Source organism: Streptomyces dangxiongensis (assembly GCF_003675325.1).
Lineage (GTDB): Bacteria > Actinomycetota > Actinomycetes > Streptomycetales > Streptomycetaceae > Streptomyces > Streptomyces dangxiongensis.
Genome location: NZ_CP033073.1, coordinates 5,798,180 through 5,818,171, shown reverse-complemented (window position 1 = coordinate 5,818,171; position 19,992 = coordinate 5,798,180). Strand labels below are relative to the sequence as shown.

Annotated in this window: 15 protein-coding genes and 1 pseudogene; 9 read left to right on the top strand and 7 right to left on the bottom strand. The window is 73.8% G+C overall.

All coding sequences use genetic code 11. From position 1 onward, the window contains the following. Position 1: 1 nt before the first annotated feature. The 4 genes and pseudogenes from D9753_RS26265 to rsmH all read right to left on the bottom strand — a co-directional run bounded on the left by D9753_RS26265 (position 2) and on the right by rsmH (position 5,278). Complete coding sequence (locus D9753_RS26265; protein WP_394346755.1) at positions 2-1,657, bottom strand: UDP-N-acetylmuramoyl-L-alanyl-D-glutamate--2,6-diaminopimelate ligase; 1,656 nt, start codon at positions 1,655-1,657, stop codon at positions 2-4. A gap of 32 nt (positions 1,658-1,689) precedes the next feature. Next, positions 1,690-3,655 (bottom strand): annotated as a pseudogene (locus tag D9753_RS26260) (penicillin-binding transpeptidase domain-containing protein). A gap of 5 nt (positions 3,656-3,660) precedes the next feature. Continuing rightward, positions 3,661-4,230, bottom strand: coding sequence for an FtsB family cell division protein (locus tag D9753_RS26255; RefSeq protein ID WP_121789234.1), 570 nt, complete (start codon positions 4,228-4,230; stop codon positions 3,661-3,663). 91 nt (positions 4,231-4,321) lie between these two features. Next, positions 4,322-5,278 (bottom strand): 16S rRNA (cytosine(1402)-N(4))-methyltransferase RsmH, encoded by a 957-nt coding sequence (gene rsmH, locus D9753_RS26250; protein ID WP_121789233.1) that lies wholly within the window; start codon positions 5,276-5,278, stop codon positions 4,322-4,324. A gap of 358 nt (positions 5,279-5,636) precedes the next feature. Here rsmH and D9753_RS26245 point away from each other — a divergent pair, with 358 nt between their 5' ends. The 4 genes from D9753_RS26245 (at position 5,637) to D9753_RS26230 (ending at position 11,318) form a co-directional block, all read left to right on the top strand. Further along, the gene (locus D9753_RS26245) at positions 5,637-6,248 is read left to right on the top strand and encodes a beta-class carbonic anhydrase (RefSeq protein ID WP_205614268.1); all 612 of its coding nucleotides are present in this window, start codon (positions 5,637-5,639) and stop codon (positions 6,246-6,248) included. A 257-nt stretch (positions 6,249-6,505) separates the two neighbouring features. Continuing rightward, entirely contained in the window at positions 6,506-7,582 is a 1,077-nt protein-coding gene (locus D9753_RS26240) for an AAA family ATPase (protein WP_394346754.1), read from the top strand. Continuing rightward, entirely contained in the window at positions 7,582-8,940 is a 1,359-nt protein-coding gene (locus D9753_RS26235) for a DUF58 domain-containing protein (RefSeq protein WP_121789232.1), read from the top strand. The genes D9753_RS26240 and D9753_RS26235 overlap by 1 nt, the downstream gene beginning before the upstream one ends. Further along, on the top strand, positions 8,937-11,318 hold the full coding sequence (locus D9753_RS26230; RefSeq protein ID WP_121789231.1) for a transglutaminase TgpA family protein: 2,382 nt from the start codon (positions 8,937-8,939) through the stop codon (positions 11,316-11,318). Before D9753_RS26235 ends, D9753_RS26230 begins: the two co-directional genes overlap by 4 nt. 86 nt (positions 11,319-11,404) lie before the next feature. On the opposite strand, the gene D9753_RS26225 is transcribed toward D9753_RS26230, so the two are convergent. The 3 genes from D9753_RS26225 to D9753_RS26215 all read right to left on the bottom strand — a co-directional run bounded on the left by D9753_RS26225 (position 11,405) and on the right by D9753_RS26215 (position 13,572). After that, positions 11,405-11,782, bottom strand: coding sequence for a DUF3040 domain-containing protein (locus D9753_RS26225; protein ID WP_121789230.1), 378 nt, complete (start codon positions 11,780-11,782; stop codon positions 11,405-11,407). Positions 11,783-12,060: 278 nt separating this feature from the next. Further along, entirely contained in the window at positions 12,061-12,888 is an 828-nt protein-coding gene (locus D9753_RS26220; protein WP_163010795.1) for a class I SAM-dependent methyltransferase, read from the bottom strand. A gap of 123 nt (positions 12,889-13,011) precedes the next feature. Continuing rightward, positions 13,012-13,572, bottom strand: a complete 561-nt coding sequence (locus tag D9753_RS26215; protein ID WP_121789229.1) for an SAV_6107 family HEPN domain-containing protein — start codon at positions 13,570-13,572, stop codon at positions 13,012-13,014. A gap of 161 nt (positions 13,573-13,733) precedes the next feature. On the opposite strand from D9753_RS26215, the gene D9753_RS26210 reads away from it, so the two are divergent. The 5 genes from D9753_RS26210 (at position 13,734) to D9753_RS26190 (ending at position 19,945) form a co-directional block, all read left to right on the top strand. Beyond that, on the top strand, positions 13,734-14,606 hold the full coding sequence (locus D9753_RS26210; RefSeq protein WP_121789228.1) for an ATP-binding cassette domain-containing protein: 873 nt from the start codon (positions 13,734-13,736) through the stop codon (positions 14,604-14,606). Next, a complete protein-coding gene (locus D9753_RS26205; protein WP_121789227.1) occupies positions 14,578-16,662 on the top strand; it encodes a YhgE/Pip domain-containing protein in 2,085 nt (694 codons plus the stop codon). Before D9753_RS26210 ends, D9753_RS26205 begins: the two co-directional genes overlap by 29 nt. 47 nt (positions 16,663-16,709) lie before the next feature. Continuing rightward, positions 16,710-17,339: a TetR/AcrR family transcriptional regulator gene (locus D9753_RS26200; RefSeq protein WP_121791296.1), complete on the top strand. Its 630-nt coding sequence runs from the start codon at positions 16,710-16,712 to the stop codon at positions 17,337-17,339. 433 nt (positions 17,340-17,772) lie between these two features. Then, positions 17,773-18,375: a DUF4126 domain-containing protein gene (locus D9753_RS26195; protein WP_121791295.1), complete on the top strand. Its 603-nt coding sequence runs from the start codon at positions 17,773-17,775 to the stop codon at positions 18,373-18,375. A gap of 58 nt (positions 18,376-18,433) precedes the next feature. Then, positions 18,434-19,945, top strand: a complete 1,512-nt coding sequence (locus D9753_RS26190) for a phytoene desaturase family protein (protein ID WP_205614267.1) — start codon at positions 18,434-18,436, stop codon at positions 19,943-19,945. Positions 19,946-19,992: the final 47 nt, after the last annotated feature.

Sequence of the window (19,992 nt, the reverse complement as noted above, 5' to 3'; positions counted from 1 at the left end):
TTCATCCCTGGGTCTTCTGGATAGCTTCGCGAAGCACCTGGCGGTCGTCGAAGGGACGGATCACGCCGGCGATGTCCTGGCCCTGCTCGTGACCCTTGCCCGCGACCAGTACGGTGTCGCCGGCCCGGGCGCGGCCCACGGCGGCGGCGACGGCGGCGGCCCGGTCCTCGAGAAGGAGCACCTCGCCGCGCTCGTGCGCGGGCACGGAGGCCGCGCCCTGGAGCATGGTCGCGAGGATCGCGAGGGGGTCCTCGGAGCGGGGGTTGTCCGAGGTCAGTACGGCCGTGTCGGCGAGCCGGGCCACGGCGGCGCCCATCGGGGCGCGCTTGGTGCGGTCGCGGTCGCCGCCGCAGCCGAGGACGACGTGCAGCCGGCCCTTGGTGACCTTGCGCAGCGCCTTGAGCACCGACTCGACCGCGTCGGTCTTGTGGGCGTAGTCGACGACCGCGAGGTAGGGCTGCCCGGCGTCGACGCGCTCCAGACGGCCGGGGACGCCCGGTACGGCCGCGATGCCGTCGGCGGCGGCCTGCGGGTCGAGGCCGGCCGCGGCGAGGGCGACGATCGCGGCGAGGGTGTTCGCCACGTTGAACGGGCCCGGCAGCGGCGACCTGGCCTGCACCCGCTCGGCGTTCGGGCCGAGGACGGTGAACGTCGAGTCCATCGGGCCCACCTGGACGTCCTGGGCGCGCCAGTCGGCGTCGGGGTGGCCCTCGGCGGAGAAGGTGACGACCGGGACGCCCGCCTCGGCGGCGAGCCGGCGGCCGTACTCGTCGTCGGCGTTGACGACCCCGAGCCTGCTGCGCAGCGGCGTGAACAGCTGGGCCTTGGCCTGGAAGTAGTCCTCCATGCCGGAGTGGAACTCCATGTGCTCCGGGCTGAGGTTGGTGAAGACGGCGATGTCGAAGACGCAGCCGTCGACCCGGCCGAGGACCAGGGCGTGGCTGGAGACCTCCATGGCGACCGCCTCGACACCGCGTTCGCGCATGACGGCGAACAGGGCCTGGAGGTCGGTGGCCTCGGGGGTGGTGCGCTCGGACTTGATGCGCTCCTCGCCGATGCGCATCTCGACGGTGCCGACGAGGCCCGTGGTGCGCGCGGTCTTCAGGCCGCCCTCGACCAGGTAGGCCGTGGTGGTCTTGCCGGAGGTGCCGGTGATGCCGATCTGGAGCAGGCCGCGGCCGGGCCGGCCGTAGATGGTGGCCGCCAGTCCGCCCATCCGCGCGCGCGGGTCGTCCACGACCAGGACGGGCAGTCCGGTGGCGGCGGCGCGTTCGGCGCCCGTCGGGTCGGTGAGCACGGCGACCGCGCCCAGGCCGGCGGCCTGGGTGACGAAGTCGGCGCCGTGCAGCCGGGCACCCGGCAGGGCGGCGTACAGGTCGCCGGGGCGGACGGCACGGGAGTCGTGGGTGATGCCCGTGACCTCGGCGGGGCCGGCCGGAGCGGCGGCACCCAGCTGATCGGCGAGTTCCGCGAGGGGTGTGGCGGAGACCTCGACCGGTCGCGGCGGTCCCGGATATGTCACGGAAGCGCCCTTCTGGGTGGTTTGGGACTGATCGGCGTGTGGCACGGCGGTGAGCGTACCGGGCGCACCCGCTCCGGAGCGAAGTGAGGGGTTCTCGGCCCCGTGGTTCCCGTCGTCGGGGGTGATCGTTGTCACGAGCTGGTTCCTGGTGGTTTCCGGGGTGCTGATCAGGGCTTGTAGTCGACGGGCAGGTTGGCGGGCTGCGCTCCGGTCGGCGGGATCTGGAGGGTCTTGAGGGCGAACTCCATCACCTGCTTGTAGATGGGCCCGCAGATCTGACCACCGAAGTAGCTGCCGGCGGTGGCGTTCTGGATGGCGCAGTACACGGTGACGCGCGGGTTGTCCGCGGGGGCGAACCCGGCGAACGACGAGGTGTAGCCGCGGTAGCGACCGGTGGCCGGATCCACGCGGTTGGCCGTGCCGGTCTTGCCCGCGACCCGGTACCCGGGGATGCGGGCCTTGATGCCGGTGCCCTGCTCGTCGTCCACGACCGACTCCAGCATCTGGGCGACCGCCTTGGCGGTCTTCTCGCTGACCACCCGGGTCTTCGCGGGCTTGCGGGCGGGTGTGAACCGCCCGTCGGCGCCCTTCGTGCCGCGCACCAGGCTCGGCTCGACGCGGACTCCGCCGTTGGCGATGGTCGAGTACACGGAGGCGGCCTGCATCGCGTTGATGGAGAAGCCCTGGCCGAAAGGAATCGTGTACTGCTGCGAGGTGGACCACTTCTGCGGCGGTGCGAGGATGCCGCGGGTCTCGCCGGGGAAGTCCAGCCCGGTGTAGTCGCCGATGCCGAACCGGTGCAGGTAGGAGTGGAGGACCCGGTTGGCCTCCGGCTGGGACCTGCCGAGTTCGCCGGTGGCCAGGATGGTGCCGATGTTGCTGGACTTGGCGAGCACGCCGTTGAGCGTGAGGTACCAGGTGGCGTGGTCGATGTCGTCCTGGAAGAGGCGGTCGCCGCGGTGCAGCCGGTTGGGTACGACGACGTGGGTGAGCGGGGTCGCCACCTTCTGCTCCAGCACGGCCGCCATGGACATCACCTTGGCCGTGGAGCCGGGCTCGTAGGCGTCCTGGAGGGCCGCGTTGCCCATGGCGTCGCCGTCGGCCTTCGACAGGTCGTTCGGGTCGAAGCCGGGCGAGTTGGCCATGGCCAGGATCTGGCCGGTGCGGGTGTCCTGGACGATGACGTACCCGCGGTCCGCCCGGGACTTGCGCACCTGCTCGGTGATGGCGTTCTGCGCGGCCCACTGGATGTCCCGGTCGATGGTCAGCTCGACGTCGGATCCCGGCACGGCCGGTGTCTGCGTCGAGCCCACGGTCGGCACCTGGCGCCCGCCCGACTGGGCGTAGCGGACCTCGCCGTCCTTGCCGGTGAGCTGCTTGTCCAGTTCCTGCTCGACACCGCCGCCGCCCCGGCCGTCGGCGTTGACCCAGCCCAGTATCCCGGCGGCGAGGTCGCCGTTGGGGTACACGCGCTGGCTGCTGGGGTCAGCGAAGACACCGGCCAGCACGTTGGCGGTGTGACGGTCCGTCTCCGCCTTCTTGGCCAGCGCCGCCTTCAGGTCCTTGATCTGCTTCCAGACCTGCGGGGTCTGCCGCGCGGCGAGCCGGGTGTAGCGGGAGTTCCGGTTCACCGGCCGCAGCTTCCTGACGAGCGCCGCCCGGTCCTGGCCGAGGATCGGCGCGAGCAGCGCGGCGGCCTGCTCCGGGCCGTCGCCGGTCTTCAGCCGCTCGGCGGTGAACATCGTCGGGTCGGCCGTGATGTCGTAGGCGTCCTCGCTGATGGCGAGGGCCACGCCGTTGCGGTCGGTGATCCCGCCGCGCGCGGCGGCCAGGGTGTGCACCACGTAGCGGTTCTGCTCGGCGCGGGCCGCGTAGGCGCTCGCGTCGACGGCCTGGACCTGGAGCAGCCGCACGACGAAGGCGAGCAGCACCAGGGTCAGGCCGAGGCTGACCAGACGCAGCCGGGGCCGGGGGCTGCCGAGGCGGAGGGGGGGGCGGGGGCATGGGCCGGGCCCCGCCCGGGCGGCGGGCCGGGCGGGCGCCGGGCCCGGGCTGCCGCCGGTCGGCGCCCCGCGGCCGGGGCGGCTTGGCGGGTCCGGGCACACGGCGGCGCGGCGGTTGCCTGTCGGACACTTCCGTCACCTGCCGGGGGTCGGGGTGGGGGCGGGCTGGGGGGCGAGGGGCGGCACGGTCGCCGGGACGGGGGCCTGGGGACCGCCGCCCGCCCCGGGCTGGGCCGCCGGGGCGGCGGGCGCCGCGGTGGAGGGCTCGGGCGGGGTCGCGGGGAGGCCGGCGGCCGGGGGCACCGTCCCGGGGGCGAGGGGGTCGGAGAAGACCGCGGACTCGGGGGCGGGGCTGGGGACGCCGCGCACGGTGCCGCCGGGGCCGAGGAAGGCCGGGTCGCCGCCGGGGACCATGCCGAGTTCCCGGGCGCGGCGCTGGAGGGCGTCGGGGGACGAGTAGGCGTCGATGTCCCGCTGGAGGGACTGCTCCTCGTCGGTGAGGTTCTTGGTCTGCTTCTGGAGGTCGGCCAGTCGGAAGGAACCCTCGCTCAGCGCGGAGTTCAGCACCAGCAGCCCGATGAGGCCGCCACCCAGGAGCAGGACGACGAGGAGCACGAACGGGGTGCGGGCCGCCCGGGCGCGGCCGGCCGGGAAGAGCCGGGCGAGCCGGGCCGCCCTCCCCTTCGGCTGGGGTTTCCTGCTCACCGCTCCCCCCGTGCCCGGGGGTGACCGGTCCCCGGGTGCGTGGCGGGAACCGGTTCCCGGTGCGTGGGGGGAACCCACCGACCCGTCTGGCTCACTCGACGTCCTCCCTGATGCGCTCGGCCCCCCGCAGTCTGGCCGGGGCGGCCCGGCGGTTCTCGGTGATCTCTTCCTCGGTGGGAAGTTCGGCACCACGGGTGAGCAGCTTGAGCCGCGGCTGGTAGCGCTCGGGCACGACCGGCAGTCCGGGCGGCGCGGTGGACGCCGCGCCGGCCGCGAACACGTGCTTGACGAGCCGGTCCTCGAGGGAGTGGTACGACAGCACGGCGATCCGGCCGCCGACGTCCAGGGCCTTCACGGCGGCCGGGACCGCCCGCTCCAGGACGGAGAGTTCGCCGTTCACCTCGATGCGCAGCGCCTGGAAGGTCCGCTTGGCCGGGTTGCCGCCGGTGCGCTTGGCGGCCTGCGGCAGGGCGTCGCGGATGAGCGTCACGAGCCGGGCGCTGTTCGTGAACGGCTCCTTCCCCCGCTCGCGGACGATCGCGGAGACGATCCGCTTGGCCTGCTTCTCCTCGCCGTACGCGCGCAGGATGCGCACGAGTTCGCCCGCCGGGTAGGTGTTGAGGACCTCGGCGGCGCTGATGCCGGCCGTCTGGTCCATGCGCATGTCCAGGGGCGCGTCCTGGGCGTAGGCGAAGCCGCGGTCGGCCTCGTCGAGCTGCATGGAGGAGACCCCGAGGTCGAACAGCACGCCCTGGACGCGCGTGACGCGGAGCCGGTCCAGTACCTCGGGCAGTTCGTCGTAGACGGCGTGCACGAGGGTGGCGCGCTCCCCGTACGGCGCGAGCCGCTCGCCGGACAGGCGCAGCGCCTCCTTGTCGCGGTCGAGGCCGATCAGTCGTGCCCCGGGGAAGCGGGCCAGCAGCGCCTCGCTGTGGCCGCCGAGCCCGAGGGTGCAGTCGACGACCACCGCTCCCGGGCGCTCCGCAGCGGGCGCCAGCAGGTCCAGGCACCGCTGGAGCATCACCGGGACGTGTCGACTCTGGCTCAAGGGGGCCTCTCAGGATCCGGCGCGGCCGGTACGCACCGCCGGGTCCCCGCCGGCTCGTGGAGGGGTGGCCCGCCGGCGCCGGAAGCGTCGGCCGGCCGGGAGCGGGAGGAGGCCGAGCCGTACGTACGCGCCCGCGCACGTGGGGGAGACGGTCCGGACGTGTGCCGGGGTCTTCAGGTGTTTCACCAGCAGGGAGAGCCACGCCTCCCGCTTCGCGCCACTTTAGTCCACCGTGTCTCGCGGTCAATCAACCGGCCTGCGCGTCGTGCGCCGCAGCGGGACCGGGGCGGCTGTTCGAGCCGATTCATCCGTCCGGTACGGGTCCGTCCCCCTGTGGGTTGGCTCACAACAAGCCGCGATGGCGTTCTTTGTCCCCTCTCACAGCAGGCCGGAACGGCACGTGACCAGTAACGTCGTCCTCATGACGACTTCCGCAGCAGTGCCCACTGGATCCGGCGGCGCCATAGCCGAGGGCGCCGAAGTGACCGACCGCCTGGTGGCGGCCAACCAGCACTATGCCGAGGCCTTCACGGACCCCGGCATGGACGCCCGTCCCGTACTCCGCGTCGCCGTCGTCGCCTGTATGGACGCCCGTCTCGACCTGCACAAGGCGCTCGGCCTCCAGCTCGGAGACTGCCACACGATCCGCAACGCGGGCGGTGTGGTCACCGACGACGTCATCCGCTCCCTGACCATCAGCCAGCGCAAGCTGGGCACCCGCAGCGTGGTGCTGATCCACCACACCGGTTGCGGACTGGAGTCCCTCACCGAGGACTTCCGCACCGAGCTGGAGATGGAGATCGGCCAGCGGCCCGCCTGGGCGGTGGAGTCCTTCCAGGATGTGGACCAGGACGTGCGCCAGTCCATGCAGCGCGTGCGCACCTCGCCCTTCCTGCTGCACACCGACGACGTCCGCGGCTTCGTCTTCGACGTGCGCACCGGACGCCTGCGCGAGATCGACCCGGCCTGACCCGCACGGCCCGGACACCGGCCGGCCGCCCCGGAACGCATCCCGCCGCGCACGTACCGAAAATGTGGTCGAAAAGGCCGTAAGGCCGACATCGTGCGGGCAGTTGTCCACAGGCGAGTGACACGAATCGGTAACGGCAGCAAGAATGCGGGATGTGACGTCACGCGGAACCTTTCCCGCGTGGTGTCCGTGTTTCGGGGTGGGCCGGTTTCGCGTCGTGAGCGTCGGCCCGGAAAGTACGGGCCGAGGAGGGCCGGGTGTCGACCTATGACGATCCAGCGAGCCATGGGGGCGCCCCCGCCCGGCCGTACGCGGGGGCGGGGGACGATCTGACCGCCACCGTGGAGCGGGTGCGCGCCTCGGTGGAGAGTGTGATCGAGGGCAAGCCCGAGGTCGTACGGCTCGCGCTGACCGTCCTGCTGGCCGAGGGTCACCTGCTGCTCGAGGACGTTCCCGGCGTGGGCAAGACGATGCTCGCCAAGGCGCTGGCGCGGTCCATCGACTGCTCGGTGCGGCGCATCCAGTTCACGCCGGACCTGCTGCCCTCGGACATCACCGGCGTGTCCATCTGGGACCAGCAGCGCCGGGATTTCGAGTTCAAGCCGGGCGCCATCTTCGCGCAGATCGTGATCGGCGACGAGATCAACCGCGCCTCGCCGAAGACCCAGTCGGCGCTGCTGGAGTCCATGGAGGAGCGGCAGGTCACCATCGACGGGCAGACGTACGAACTGCCCAGCCCCTTCATGGTGGTGGCCACCCAGAACCCGGTCGAGATGGAGGGCACCTACCCGCTGCCCGAGGCCCAGCGCGACCGCTTCATGGCCCGTGTCTCCGTCGGCTACCCGAGCGTGGAGGCCGAGTTGCGGATGCTCGCCGTGCACGGCGGGGTCAGCCCGCTGGAGGACCTGCGGCCGGTGGCGCACGCGCACGAGATCGTGAAGCTGACCGAGGCCGTGCGCGAGGTGCACGTCTCCGAGGCGGTCCGGCGGTACGCGGTCGAGCTGGTCGCGGCCACGCGCACGCACCCCGACCTCAGACTCGGCGCCTCCCCGCGCGCGACGCTGCACCTGCTGCGGGCCGCGAAGGCCTCCGCGGCCCTCGCCGGCCGGGAGTACGCGCTGCCGGACGACGTCCAGGCACTCGCCGTCGCCGTCCTGGCCCACCGCCTGCTGCCCACCGCCCAGGCCCAGCTCAACCGGCGCACGGCCGAGCAGGTCGTGCTGGAGATCCTCCAGCACACCTCGGTGCCCGCGGTGCCCGGGCAGCAGAGCGGCTTCGGCGGCCTGGGCCGGACCATCCCGGCCTATCCCCGGCAGCCTCCGCGGAGTCTGTGATGGACGCCGGGGGGGCCGGACCGGTGGACACCGGCCGCGGGGAGGCGGGCGGGGTCCGTACGGCCCTGGCGGGGCTCACCACCCGTGGCCGTTCCTTCCTGGCGGCCGGGACCGCCGCCGCGGTCTGCGCGTACGTGCTGGGTCAGAGCGATCTGCTGCGGGTCGGGCTGCTGCTGGCCGCGCTGCCGCTGGTCTGCGCGACCGTGCTGTACCGCACACGCCACCGGGTGGCCGCCGCCCGCCGGCTCTCCCCCGGGCGGGTGCCGGCCGGCAGCGAGGCGCGGGTGCACCTGCGCATGGACAACGTCTCCCGGCTGCCCACCGGTCTCCTCATGCTCCAGGACCGGGTGCCCTACGTCCTCGGCCCCCGGCCCCGGTTCGTGCTGGACCGGGTCGAGCCGGGCGGGCGGCGCGAGGTGTCCTACCGGGTCCGCTCCGACCTGCGGGGCCGCTATCGGCTGGGTCCGCTCCAGCTACGGCTCACCGACCCCTTCGGCATGTGCGAGCTGACCCGCTCCTTCTCCGCGTACGACACCCTGACGGTCGTCCCGCGCGTGGACCCGCTGGCCCCGGTCCGCTTCAGCGGCGAGGCCCAGGGGTACGGCGAGGGGCGGCAGCGCTCGCTGGCCCTGGCGGGCGACGACGACGTGATCCCGCGCGGGTACCGCTACGGCGACGACCTTCGCCGGGTGCACTGGCGGTCCACCGCGCGCTACGGCGAGCTGATGGTGCGCCGCGAGGAGCAGCCCCGGCGCGCCCGGTGCACCGTGCTCCTGGACACCCGGGGCGGCGCCTACGAGGGCACGGGCCCGGACTCGGCCTTCGAGTGGGCGGTCTCCGGTGCCGCCTCGGTGCTGGCGCACATGCTCGAACGCGGCTTCTCGGTACGGCTGCTGACCGACGGCGGCAGCGCGGCGCCCGGCGAGGGCGCCGACGGCTTCGCGGGCACGGGCCAGGAGACGGCGGACGCGGCCGGGCTGATGATGGACACCCTCGCCGTGCTCGACCACTCCGACGGCGACGGCCTGTCCCGGGCGTACGACGCGCTGCGCGGCGGCGACGACGGGCTGCTGGTCGCCTTCCTCGGCGACCTGGACGAGGAACAGGCCACGACGGTCGCCCGGATGAGCCGGCGCAGCGGCGCCGTCGCCTTCGTGCTGGACCCCGACACCTGGATGCGCGAGACGACCGACGTGCCCCGCCCGGGCGGGGCGCACGAGCAGCGGCTGCGGATGCTGCGCGAGGCGGGCTGGACGGCACTGAGCGTGCCGCGCGGTGCCTCACTGGACGGACTGTGGCGGCAGGCCGACCGGGAACGCTCGGGCCTGGCCGCCGTGAACGGGGAGGCACGGGGATGAGCGGACGGGCACGGCTGGCCCTGAGCGCGGCGGCGGCCACGCTGCTGACCTCGTGCGCGCTGCTCCCGCTCGTCGACCAGCCGACCTGGCTGCTCGAGCTGGTGCCGCTGCTCGCGGTGCAGACCGCGGTGGGCGCGGCGGCCCGGCGGGTGCCACTGGGCCGGCCGCTGACGGTGGCGGCGCAGGCGCTGGCCACGCTGCTGCTGCTCACCCTGGTGTTCGCCCGGCAGCACGCGTTCGCGGGGCTGGTGCCGGGCCCGGACACCTTCCGGTACCTCACCGACCTGTTCCGGCAGGGCTCGGACGACGTCAGCCGGTACGCGATACCGGCGCCGCTGCACGACGGCATCCGGCTGATGCTGATCGGCGGTGTGCTGCTGGTCGGGCTGCTGGTGGACACGCTGGCGGTGACCTTCCGCAGCGCCGCCCCCGCCGGGCTGCCGCTGCTCGCGCTGTACTCGGTGGCCGCGGGCCTGTCCGACGGCGGCGCCGACTGGCTGTGGTTCCTCGCGGCGGCGGCCGGTTACCTGATGCTGCTGCTCGCGGAGGGCCGGGACCGGCTCGCGCAGTGGGGCCGGGTCTTCGGCGGCGCGCCCCGCACCCCGGGCGCTGTCGACGGCGGGGCCCTCGCCCCGGCGCGCACCGGGCGCCGGATCGGCGCGGTCGCGCTCGGTGTGGCCCTGACGGTGCCGCTCGCCCTGCCCTCGATGCACGGCGGGCTGCTGGACCGCACCGGCACGGGCGTGGGGGCGGGCGACGGCCCGGGAGCCGGCGGTTCCGCGGTCAGCCTGCTGGTGTCGCTGCGCGACGATCTGAACACCGAGGACGACCGCCGGCTGCTCTCCCTGCGCACCGACGCCGACGACGTCTCCGACCTGTATCTGCGGATCGTCTCCCTGGACGACTTCGACGGCACCACGTGGAAGCCGGCGCAGCGGCACGTCGTCGGCGTGCCGGGCACCTTCCCGACCCCCGTCGGACTCGGCTCCGACGTCAGACGCGGCACGGTGCGCACGACCGTCACGGCGGCGGACACGTACGACCAGGACTGGCTGCCGATGCCCTATCCGCCGAGCGGGGTGAGGATCGCCGGGCGGTGGCGGTACGAGCCGCTCGGCATGGCCCTGGTCGGCGACCACGGGCAGACCACGCGCGGCGAGACCTACCAGGTGACCAGCCTGGCCGTGCGGCCGACCGCCCGGCAGTTGGCCTCCGCGCCGCAGCCGCCGGCGGACCTGCGGCGCGAGTACACCAGGGTGCCGTCCGCGCTGCCGAAGGTGGTGGCCCGCACCGCCCGGAGGATCACCGCGGGCGCCGGCAGCCACTACGAGGAAGCCGTCAAGCTCCAGGACTACTTCGCCGTCACCGGGGGCTTCCAGTACGACACCCAGGTGGAGGTCGGCCGAGGTCCCGGGGCCATAGCGAACTTCCTGAAGAAGAAGCAGGGTTTCTGTATCCACTTCTCCTTCACGATGGCGGCGATGGCCCGCACCCTCGGCATCCCGGCCCGGGTCGCGGTGGGCTTCGCGCCCGGCACCCCGCAGGCCGACGGCACGGTCGCGGTGAGCCAGAAGGACGCGCACGCCTGGCCGGAGCTGTACTTCGAGGGGGTGGGCTGGACCCGGTTCGAGCCGACCCCGACCCGCGGCACCACGCCGTCGTACACCCAGCCGGACACGCCCGGCACCTCGCTGCCGCAGGAGTCGCTGCCGTCCGGCAAGGCCTCCTCGGCGCCCTCGGCGGCGGCCTCGCCGAGCGCGGGCTGCGCCGGCGAGCTGCGCCGGCCGGTGCCCTGCGGCAGCGCGTCCGCGGCGGCGGCCCCGCAGCACGGGGGTGACGGTCCCGCCCCGTGGGGGTGGCTGCCGGCCGGGCTGGGCGGGCTGCTGGTGACGGCGGTGGCGTTGTCGCCGCTGCTGTGGCGCAAGCGGATGCGCGCGCTTCGGCTGGGCGGGCACTCCCGGACGCCGGAGGGCGCGGTGGCGCACACCCTGGCGGCCTGGCAGGAGCTGACGGACAGCGCCTGGGACCACGGCATCACGCCCGACGAGTCGCTGACCCCGCGCGGTGCCGCCGCCCGGATCGTCCGGCTGGGGCACCTCGATCCGGCGGCCGGGGCCGCCGTGCACCGGGTGGCGGACGCGGTGGAGCAGGTGCTGTACGCGCCCCGGCCGCGCCCGGCCCCGGGTGCGGCGGAGGATGTGCGCCGGACGACGGAGGCGCTGCGGGCCGCGGTGAGCACCGGGACGCGGCTGCGGGCGCTGCTCCTGCCCCGCTCTGCCGTCCGCGTCCTGTGGAAGGTGTCGGCCCGCTGGTCCGCGCTGCGCACCCGCGCGGCCCTCCGCCCGGGGTTGCGCCGTCCGTCGGGACAGCGGGGCTGAGCGCACGCGTGGAGGGGCGGTCACCCGGTGGTGACCGCCCCTGCACGTCTGTCCGTCGTGGTCGGTGCCGCTGCCGTCGCGGCGGGTCAGTGGCCCTGTTCGTCCCGGCGGCGCTGCCAGCGCTGCTCGATCCGGTCCATCACGGAGCGCTTCGGCCGCACCGGGCGGGCGCCCGGGGGCTGCTCGCCCGGTTTCGGGGCCTTGCGCCAGCCGGTGACGGCGAGCACGGCACAGCCGAGCATGACGAGGAAACCCACCACGCTGATCCAGATCAACTGGGCGACCATTCCGGCCATGAGAAGCGCGATACCGACGAGGAAGCCCGCGACCGCCTGGTAGACCCGCCGCCGGGTGTACGTCCGCAGTCCGTTTCCCTCAAGCGCTGACGCGAACTTCGGATCTTCGGCGTACAGCGCTCGCTCCATCTGCTCGAGCATGCGCTGCTCGTGCTCCGAGAGCGGCACGGAGTCCTCCTCATCGTGCAGTCGCCGGGGCGACCCGGGGGGTCCCTTCAGGATAGGCAGGGAATCGCCCCCGTGAAACCCGCCCCTCTACGCCAATTGGCCAACCGGAGTCCGTCATGGCTGTCCCGGCCCACTGAGGCTTCCATTCCCCAGCGGCCGACCCGTCATGCCGGGCGGTGTACCTCGATCATACGGCGCAAACCCCTCGTTCGGGGGGCTTGTGGCGTACTGCATCCGCCGCCGAGGGCCTGATCAGCGGCCGGTCACGGCGGTGCCGGTCAGGCCTGTGCGGCACCCGCCGTCTCACCGAGCACGTGCAACTGGGTGGCGACGGAGTGGAACGCGGGCAGCTCGGCCGCCGCGGCCTCCAGCCTCAGCAGCGCGTCGAGCGCGCCGGGCTCGGTGTCCACGAGGACGCCGGGTACGAGGTCGGCGAAGACGCGCACGCCGTGCACCGCGCCGACGCGCAGACCGGCGCCCTCCACGAGCCCGGTGAGCTGCTCGGCGGTGAAGCGGCGGGGCATCGGGTCGTTGGTGCCCCAGCGGCCGTCGGGGTCCTGCAGGGCCTGGCGGGCCTCGGTGAAGTGGCCGGCGAGGGCACGGGCGAGCACGGCTCCGCCGAGGCCGGCGGCGAGCAGACTGAGGACACCCTCGGCGCGCAGCGCGGCGACCGCGTTGCGGACGCCCTCGGCCGGGTCGTCCACGTACTCCAGGACGCCGTGGCACAGAACGGCGTCGTAGCCGCCGCGCTCGACCACGTCGAACAGGCCGTGCGCGTCGCCCTGGACGCCCGTGACCCGGGCGGCGACCTCGGCCTCGGCGGCGCGGCGCTCCAGTGCGAAGAGCGCGTTGGGGCTGGGGTCGACCACGGTGACGCGGTGGCCGAGGCGGGCGAGGGGCACGGCGAACTTGCCGCTGCCGCCTCCGGTGTCGAGGACGTCCAGCGTGTCCCGGCCGGTGGCCCTGACCCGGCGGTCGAGGGCCTCCTGGAGGACGTCCCAGACCACGGCGGTACGGGCGGAGGCGCGGGGACGAGGAGGGTCGGAGCGCAGCGACGTCGTGTGCGGGTGGTGGGGGGAGACGGGCGGGCGCATCGGGTCCGACACGGCAGTTGACTCCTCGGCAGGGCGAACGCTTCAGGCGACCTCCACCCTATTGCCTCGACACCTCCCCTGGTCACTGCGGCAACCCCCGCCCCCGTCGGCCGGTCCGGGCGACAGCCGGCGGGCTCAGCCGGTGGGCGGGAGATCGCCCGCTCCTTCCGGGTCGTCGGGGTCGGAGTCGCGGCGCGGGGCGGGCAGGACCGGCTGGAGGACGAGCATCCGCTCCACGATGCGGAGGAACATCGCGACGTCTCGTACGAGGTCGTCGGCGTCCCGCTGTCCGGCGGCGCCCTGGATGCCCGCCTCGGCGCGGGCTCTGCGCGCGGCACCGGAGGCGAACAGCGCGCTCCACTCGGTCAGTTCGGGAGCGACCTCGGGGAGCACCTCCCAGGCGGGGCGGATGCGGGCCCGGCGGCGCGAGGAGGTCTCGGGGCGGCCCCGGGCGGCGAGCACGGCCGCGGCGGTGCGCAGCGCGGCGAGGTGGGCCGTCGCGTAGCGCTCGTTCGGCGTGTCCAGGGCGGTGGCCTCCTCCAGTCCGGCACGGGCCTGGGCGAGCAGGTCGAGAGCGGCGGGCGGGGCCGTGGCCCGGCGGAGCACGGGGTGTACGTCGCTCGCCGGGCCGGTCAGTGAGGGGGCAGGGCCGGCGGCGCGGCGCCGGCGGGCGGCGGCTGCGGACGGGTGGGCCATGACGAACCTCCTGTCGTCTGGGTGACGGCACGTATGCCGTATGTACCCATCGTGAGGTGTGCCACTGACAATCCGTCCTGACCTGGTCTTTTGCCTCGACCGTCAGTTCGGGCTTATTTTTGCACTGACCAGTCAGTTCAATTCATGGTGCAGGGGGGCGAGTGGACGGCACGGACAGCACGGCCGGCGCGGACGTCAGGGCCGGGGGTCTCGGGCTCAAGGGGCCACGGGGGTGGGCCTTCCGCGGCGTCACCGTCGACGCGGAGCCCGGCTCGCTGGTCGCGATCGAGGGACCGTCCGGCTCCGGCCGCACGTGTCTGCTCCTCGCACTCACCGGACGGATGAAACCCACTGAGGGAATGGCCGCTGTCGGCGGTTTCGAACTTCCCCGGCACATGGCGGCCCTGCGCTGCGTCAGCGCGCTGGCCAACGTGGCCGGCGTGACGGATCCGGAACCGGCCCTGACCGTCGGGGAACACCTGCGTGAACGGTCGCTGCTCCAGCGCCGGTTCGGCGACTCCCTGCGCGAGCTGCTGCACCCCCGGGCCCGCCGCGCGCACGAGGCCCGGCTGCGCGTGGACGCGGCCCTGGCCGCCGCCGGACTCGACCTCGACAACCTGCCCAAGGGCTCCCGCACGGCCGTCCGCGACCTGGAACGGCCGGATGAGCTGCGCCTGTCCGTCGCCCTGGCCCTGATCGGCCGGCCCCGGCTGCTCGGTGTGGACGACGTGGACATGAAGCTCTCGGACGCCGAGCGCGCCGAGGTGTGGGACCTGCTGCGGTCCCTCACGCGCGCGGGCACGACGGTCCTGGCGGTGTGCCGCACCGCTCCCGGGGACTGCGTGTCCGTCTCCACCCTGCGCGGCGACGGCGCCGGCGAGGAGACGACCGGTATCGGCACGGACGACGGGACCGGCTCCGGCGCCGGCGACGACGAGAGCGGCGCCGGTGACGACGACGGCGGCGACCCGCAGGACGGCCCCGAGGACGCGAAGGAGGAGAGCGATGCGCTCACCGAGGCTCGCCGCGCTTGAACTGAGGCGCTTCGGGCGCGGGAGGCTGCCGCGCGCCGCCCTGGTCGCACTGCTCGTGCTGCCCCTGCTCTACGGCGCGCTCTACCTGTGGTCCTTCTGGGACCCGTACGGCCGTCTGGACCGCATCCCGGTGGCCCTGGTGAACGACGACAAGGGCGCCACGGCGGGCGGGAAGAAGATCACCGCCGGTGACGACATCGTCGGCGGACTGCGCGACAGCCGGACCTTCGAGTGGCACGAGGTGAGCGCCGAGGAGGCCCACACGGGCGTCGAGGACGGCACCTACTACCTGTCGCTGACCATGCCTGCCGACTTCAGCCGGCGCATCGCCTCCAGTTCCGGCGACTCCCCGGAGACCGGCGCCCTCCAGGTGCGTACCAACGACGCGAACAACTACATCGTCGGCCAGATCTCACGCACGGTCTTCAACGAGGTCCGCTCGGCGGCGTCCGAGAAGGCCTCCCGGGGCTTCCTCGACAAGATCTTCGTCTCCTTCTCCGACATCCACGACAAGACCGTCACGGCCGCCGAGGGCGCCGACAAGCTGAACACCGGCATCGGAAAGGCGGAGAAGGGCTCCAAGGACCTCGCCGACGGGCTGCGGACCGCCAAGGACGGCAGCGGCAAACTGGCCAAGGGCCTGAAGAAGCTCGACACGGGCTCCGGCGACCTTCAGGACGGGTCGCGGCAGGTCGCCGACGGCACCCGGCGACTCGTCGACAAGGTCAACGGGGTCTATGCCGAGGCGGGACCGTTCCTGAGGAGCAACGAGAAGACGATCGGCGACACGGCCCGGCTGGTCTCCGACTCGGCCAGGACGGTCAAGGACAACCTCGACGTGCTGGTGAAGCTCGCGCCGGGCGCCGCCAGGACCGCCCACGCGTCCTCGGCCCTCATCGACGGCATCTACAAGGTGCGCTGCGAGAGCGCGACCGTCCCGGACCCGGCCTGCCCCGACCTGAAGCGGGTCAAGCTGGCCGCCGCCGAGGTGGCCACCGTCGCCGACGACCTCAACACGCTCATCGCCGACCAGGACGGCGACCTGAAGACGATGCGGGACAACCTCGGCACGCTCCAGAAGCAGGCCGACGCCCTCGCCGCGCGCGCTCCGCACCTCTCCGAGGACGTCGAGGACGCCGTCAAGAAGATCAACAAGCTGAACACCGGCGCGCAGCAGGTCGCCGCCGGGGCCGAGAAGCTGCACACCGCGCTCGGCACCGCGCACACCGGCGCGGACCGGCTCGACCAGGGCATAGGCACGGCGAAGTCCGGCGCCGAGACCCTCAACGGCGGCCTGTACAAGCTGTCCGACGGCTCCGGCAAGCTGGCCGGCGGGCTGCACTCGGGTGCGAAGAAGATCCCGGACTACGACAAGCGGGACCGCGACCGGCGTACCGGCGTGATGGCCGACCCGGTGCAGCTTGCCTCCCACGACCTGCACCAGGCCCCGAACTACGGCACCGGGTTCGCCCCGTACTTCATTCCGCTGTCCCTGTGGGTGGGCGCGATGGTGGCCTACATGCTGATCGCGCCGCTCAACCGGCGTGCCCTCGCGGCCGGCTCGTCCGCGTGGCGGATCGCGCTCGCGGGCTGGCTGCCCGTGGTCGCCGTGGGGGTCCTCCAGGTGGTCGCGCTGATGGCCGTACTGCACTGGGCGATCGGGCTCCAGATGCTCCGGGCCGCCGGCACGATCGGCTTCCTGTGCCTGGTCACGGCCTGTTTCGCGGCGATCGTGCAGTGGCTGAACGCCCAGTTCGGCGCGGCGGGCCGGATCCTGGTCCTCGCGCTGCTGATGCTTCAGCTCACCTCGGCGGGCGGCACCTATCCGGTGCAGACCAGCCCGGGCTTCTTCAACGCCATCCATCCCTTCCTGCCGATGAGCTACATCGTGGAGGCGCTGCGCCGGCTGATCACGGGGGGCGGGCTGGGCCCGGTGTGGCAGGCGTGCGCCGTGCTCGCCGCGTTCACCGCGGGCGCCCTCGCGCTGACCGCCCTCGCGGCCCGGCGCCGCCAGGTGTGGACGCTGGACCGGCTGCACCCGGAGCTGAGCCTGTGATCACCGGAAAGCACTCGCACGCCCGCGAACCTGTGAGAATCGGGGCCATGGAAAGCAGCAGCGCCAGGTCCGGCGGCAGCACGCGCCGCGAGGCCACCCGCCAGAAGCTCTACGAGGCGGCCGTCACGCTCATCGCCGAGCAGGGGTTCTCCGCGACCACGGTGGACGAGATCGCCGAGCGGGCCGGGGTCGCGAAGGGCACGGTCTATTACAACTTCGCGAGCAAGTCCGTCCTCTTCGAGGAGCTGCTGAAGCACGGCGTGGGCCTGCTCACCGCCTCCCTGAAGGAGGCGGCCGAGCGGACCGCGGCCGAGGGCGGCGGGAAGGTGGACGCGCTGGATGCGATGATCCGCGCGGGTCTGGTCTTCATCGACCGCTACCCGGCCTTCACCCAGCTATACGTCGCCGAGCTGTGGCGCACCAACCGGGCCTGGCAGTCCACGCTGATGGTGGTGCGGCAGGAGGCCGTCGCGGTGGTGGAGGGGGTGCTGCGCGAGGGCGTGGCGGCCGGGGAGTTCAGCGAGGAGATCGACGTGCAGCTTACGGCGGCGGCACTCGTCGGCATGGTGCTGGTGGCCGCGCTGGACTGGAAGTCCTTCCAGCCGGAGCGGTCCCTGGACGACGTCCACGCGGCCCTGTCCCGGCTCCTCCAGGGCCGGGTCAGCGGCAGGGTCTGAGCACCTGGCACACCCGGCTCACCTGGGCATGTCCGGGCGCACGAGAAAGGCGCCGGTCCGTCTGTGGACCGGCGCCTCCCCCTTCCCCGTACTCCCCCGTGTGTCCCCCGCTGCTCCCCCGTACTTCCTTTCCGGACTCCCCCGTACGGCTTCCCGTACGGTTTCCCGTGCGGACCCCTGGTGGTCTTCCCCGGGACCCCCCTGTCTCGCTCCCGCCGACGGATCGGCGGAAGGAGCGGCCGACGGGCGTGCACCGTTCCGCCGCCCCGTGCCGGCGGTGCCGGGTCACGCCCCCTGCCGTGGGCACCACTCTCCCCCGTCCGGGGCCGGCATCCCATCCGCGCGCATACTCATCCGGACCTCTGAGTACGTGTACTCAGTCGTCCTGCGCAGGCCCACGACACCGGTCCGCGGCCTGGTTACGATCGTCCCCGTGTCCGTACTCCCTCTGGTCTTCACGAGCGGCTGGGCCAGCGGCATCAACGCCTACGCGGTGGTGCTGCTGCTCGGCCTGTTCGGCGCGACGGGACTGAGCGACGACGTCCCGCAGACCCTCCAGAGCCCCCCGGTGCTGATCGTCGCGGGCGTGCTGTTCCTGTGCGAGGCCGTCGCGGACAAGATCCCGTACGTCGACTCGGTCTGGGACTCCGTGCACACGGTGGTCAGGCCGGCCGCCGGCGCCTGGGTGGGGGCGCTGCTCGCCGGCCGCAGCGGCTCCCTCCCGGACGTGGCGGCCGGCCTGATCGGCGGGTCGACGGCGCTGGCCAGCCACACCGTCAAGGCCGGGACGCGGATGGCGGTCAACACCTCACCGGAGCCGTTCAGCAACGTCGTGCTGAGCCTCGCCGAGGACCTCGGGGTCGGGGGCGTCGTCGCGTTCGCGATGTTCCACCCCGAGGCGGCGGCGGTCATCGCGGCCGTACTGCTGGCCGGCGGGCTGCTGCTCCTGGTGTTCCTCGTCTCCCGCATCCGGCGCTTCCTGCGCCGCCGGGCCCGGCGGCGCGAGGAGCGGCGGACGGCGATTCGGACCCCCTGACCCGCGTCCCGGCCGCCCGGCGGACGCATGGTCGGTGGCGGTCGATAAAGTCGCGGGCATGGCACGGATTGCGGTGATCGGCGCCGGGATGGGCGCGATGGCGGCTGCCGCCCGGCTGGCCGTCGCGGGCCACCGGGTGACGGTGTACGAACGGACGGAGACGTACGGCGGCGGAGTGCGCCGGTTCGAGCGGGACGGGTTCCGCTTCGACACCGGCCCGGGACTGCTGACGCTGCCCGCCGTGTACCGCGATCTGTTCGTCAAGACCGGCAAGGAGCCGCTGGAGGACTGCGTCGAGCTGGTCCAGGTGGATCCGTCGGCCCGGCACGTCTTCGCGGACGGCACGGCGGTGTCCCTGCCGAACGCCTCGCGCGCGGGTGTCGTCGCCGCTCTGGACGAGGCGCTGGGTGAGGGGGCGGGCCGGCGCTGGGGCGATTTCCTGGTGCGGGCCCGCGAGGCCTGGGACCGCACGCGCCGGCCGCTGCTGGAGGAGCCGTTGTGGCCCGACTGGCAGGTGCTGGCCGGGAAGGAGCCGTATCCGGCGGTGCCGCACAAGCGGCTGCTGCGCACGCGGACGGCACGCACGGTGGCCGACATCGGCCGGTGGGAGCTGCGCGACGAGCGCCTGGCGGACCTCCTGGACAGTCAGGTGCTGGCGTACGGCCTGGATCCCCGCAGCGTCCCGGCGAGCGCGGCCGTGCTGCCGTACATGGAGCACGCCTTCGGCACCTGGTACGTGCGCGGCGGCGTCCGGGAGCTGGCGCGCGCCGTGTACGAACGGTGTGTGCGGCGGCGGGTGGAGTTCCTCTTCGGCGCCGAGGTGACCCGCATCGTCGAGAAGGACGGCCGGGCCGCGGGGGTGGAGCTGGCGGACGGCACGGTGGCCGACGCCGACCATGTCGTGGCGGACGTGGACCCGGCCCGGCTGCGCGCCCTGACGGAGCGTCCGCTGGACACCGGCGGTGACGTGGGGGCCGAGCCGCTCGCCGCCCCGTTCGCCCGGTTCGCCCTGCTGCTCGCCCTGCGCGGCGCGCCGGAGCCCGGGATCGCGCACCGCACGGTCGTCCACCCGGCGGCCCCGGAATCGGAGCTGGACTTCCTGGTCTCCCCCGGCGGTGACGTGCCTCCGCCGCCGACGGTGACCGTGCTGCGCCCCGACGACCCCGCGCTCCGGCCCGATGACGGACACGAGTCGGTGGTGCTGTCCGCCGTGGTGTCGCCCGAGGCTCTCTGGGAGGAGGAGGCCACGGTGCGGCGGTACACCGAGCTGCTCCTCGATGCCGCCGGGCGCGCGGTGCCCGGTCTGCGGGAGCGCCTGCTGTGGCACGAGGTCCGCGTGCCCGGACACGTGGAGGACGAGACGGGCGCCCGCTCCGGGGCCGTGCCCGCGCCCGCGCTCGCCGCCGGCGAGGGGCGCTTCCTGCGTCCGGGGAACACCACGCGCCTGCCCGGTCTCTACCGGGTCGGCGGCTGGTCCCACCCGGGCGGCGGCCTCCCGCACGCCGGCATGTCGGGCGCGCTGGTGGCCGGGCTCATCGTGGAGGGCCCGGGGTTCCGCGGCTCCCAGTGACCCGCCCGTCAGCGACCCGCCCGTCAGCGACCGGCCGTCTGTGACCG

Bases quoted from the DNA above. Each gene is read 5' to 3' on its own strand.
- D9753_RS26245 (WP_205614268.1), top strand. From the start codon at position 5,637: ATGGCGTTCTTTGTCCCCTCTCACAGCAGGCCGGAACGGCACGTGACC.
- D9753_RS26235 (WP_121789232.1), top strand. From the start codon at position 7,582: ATGGACGCCGGGGGGGCCGGACCGGTGGACACCGGCCGCGGGGAGGCG.
- D9753_RS26230 (WP_121789231.1), top strand. From the start codon at position 8,937: ATGAGCGGACGGGCACGGCTGGCCCTGAGCGCGGCGGCGGCCACGCTG.
- D9753_RS26215 (WP_121789229.1), bottom strand. From the start codon at position 13,572: ATGGCCCACCCGTCCGCAGCCGCCGCCCGCCGGCGCCGCGCCGCCGGC.
- D9753_RS26205 (WP_121789227.1), top strand. From the start codon at position 14,578: ATGCGCTCACCGAGGCTCGCCGCGCTTGAACTGAGGCGCTTCGGGCGC.
- D9753_RS26200 (WP_121791296.1), top strand. From the start codon at position 16,710: ATGGAAAGCAGCAGCGCCAGGTCCGGCGGCAGCACGCGCCGCGAGGCC.
- D9753_RS26190 (WP_205614267.1), top strand. From the start codon at position 18,434: ATGGCACGGATTGCGGTGATCGGCGCCGGGATGGGCGCGATGGCGGCT.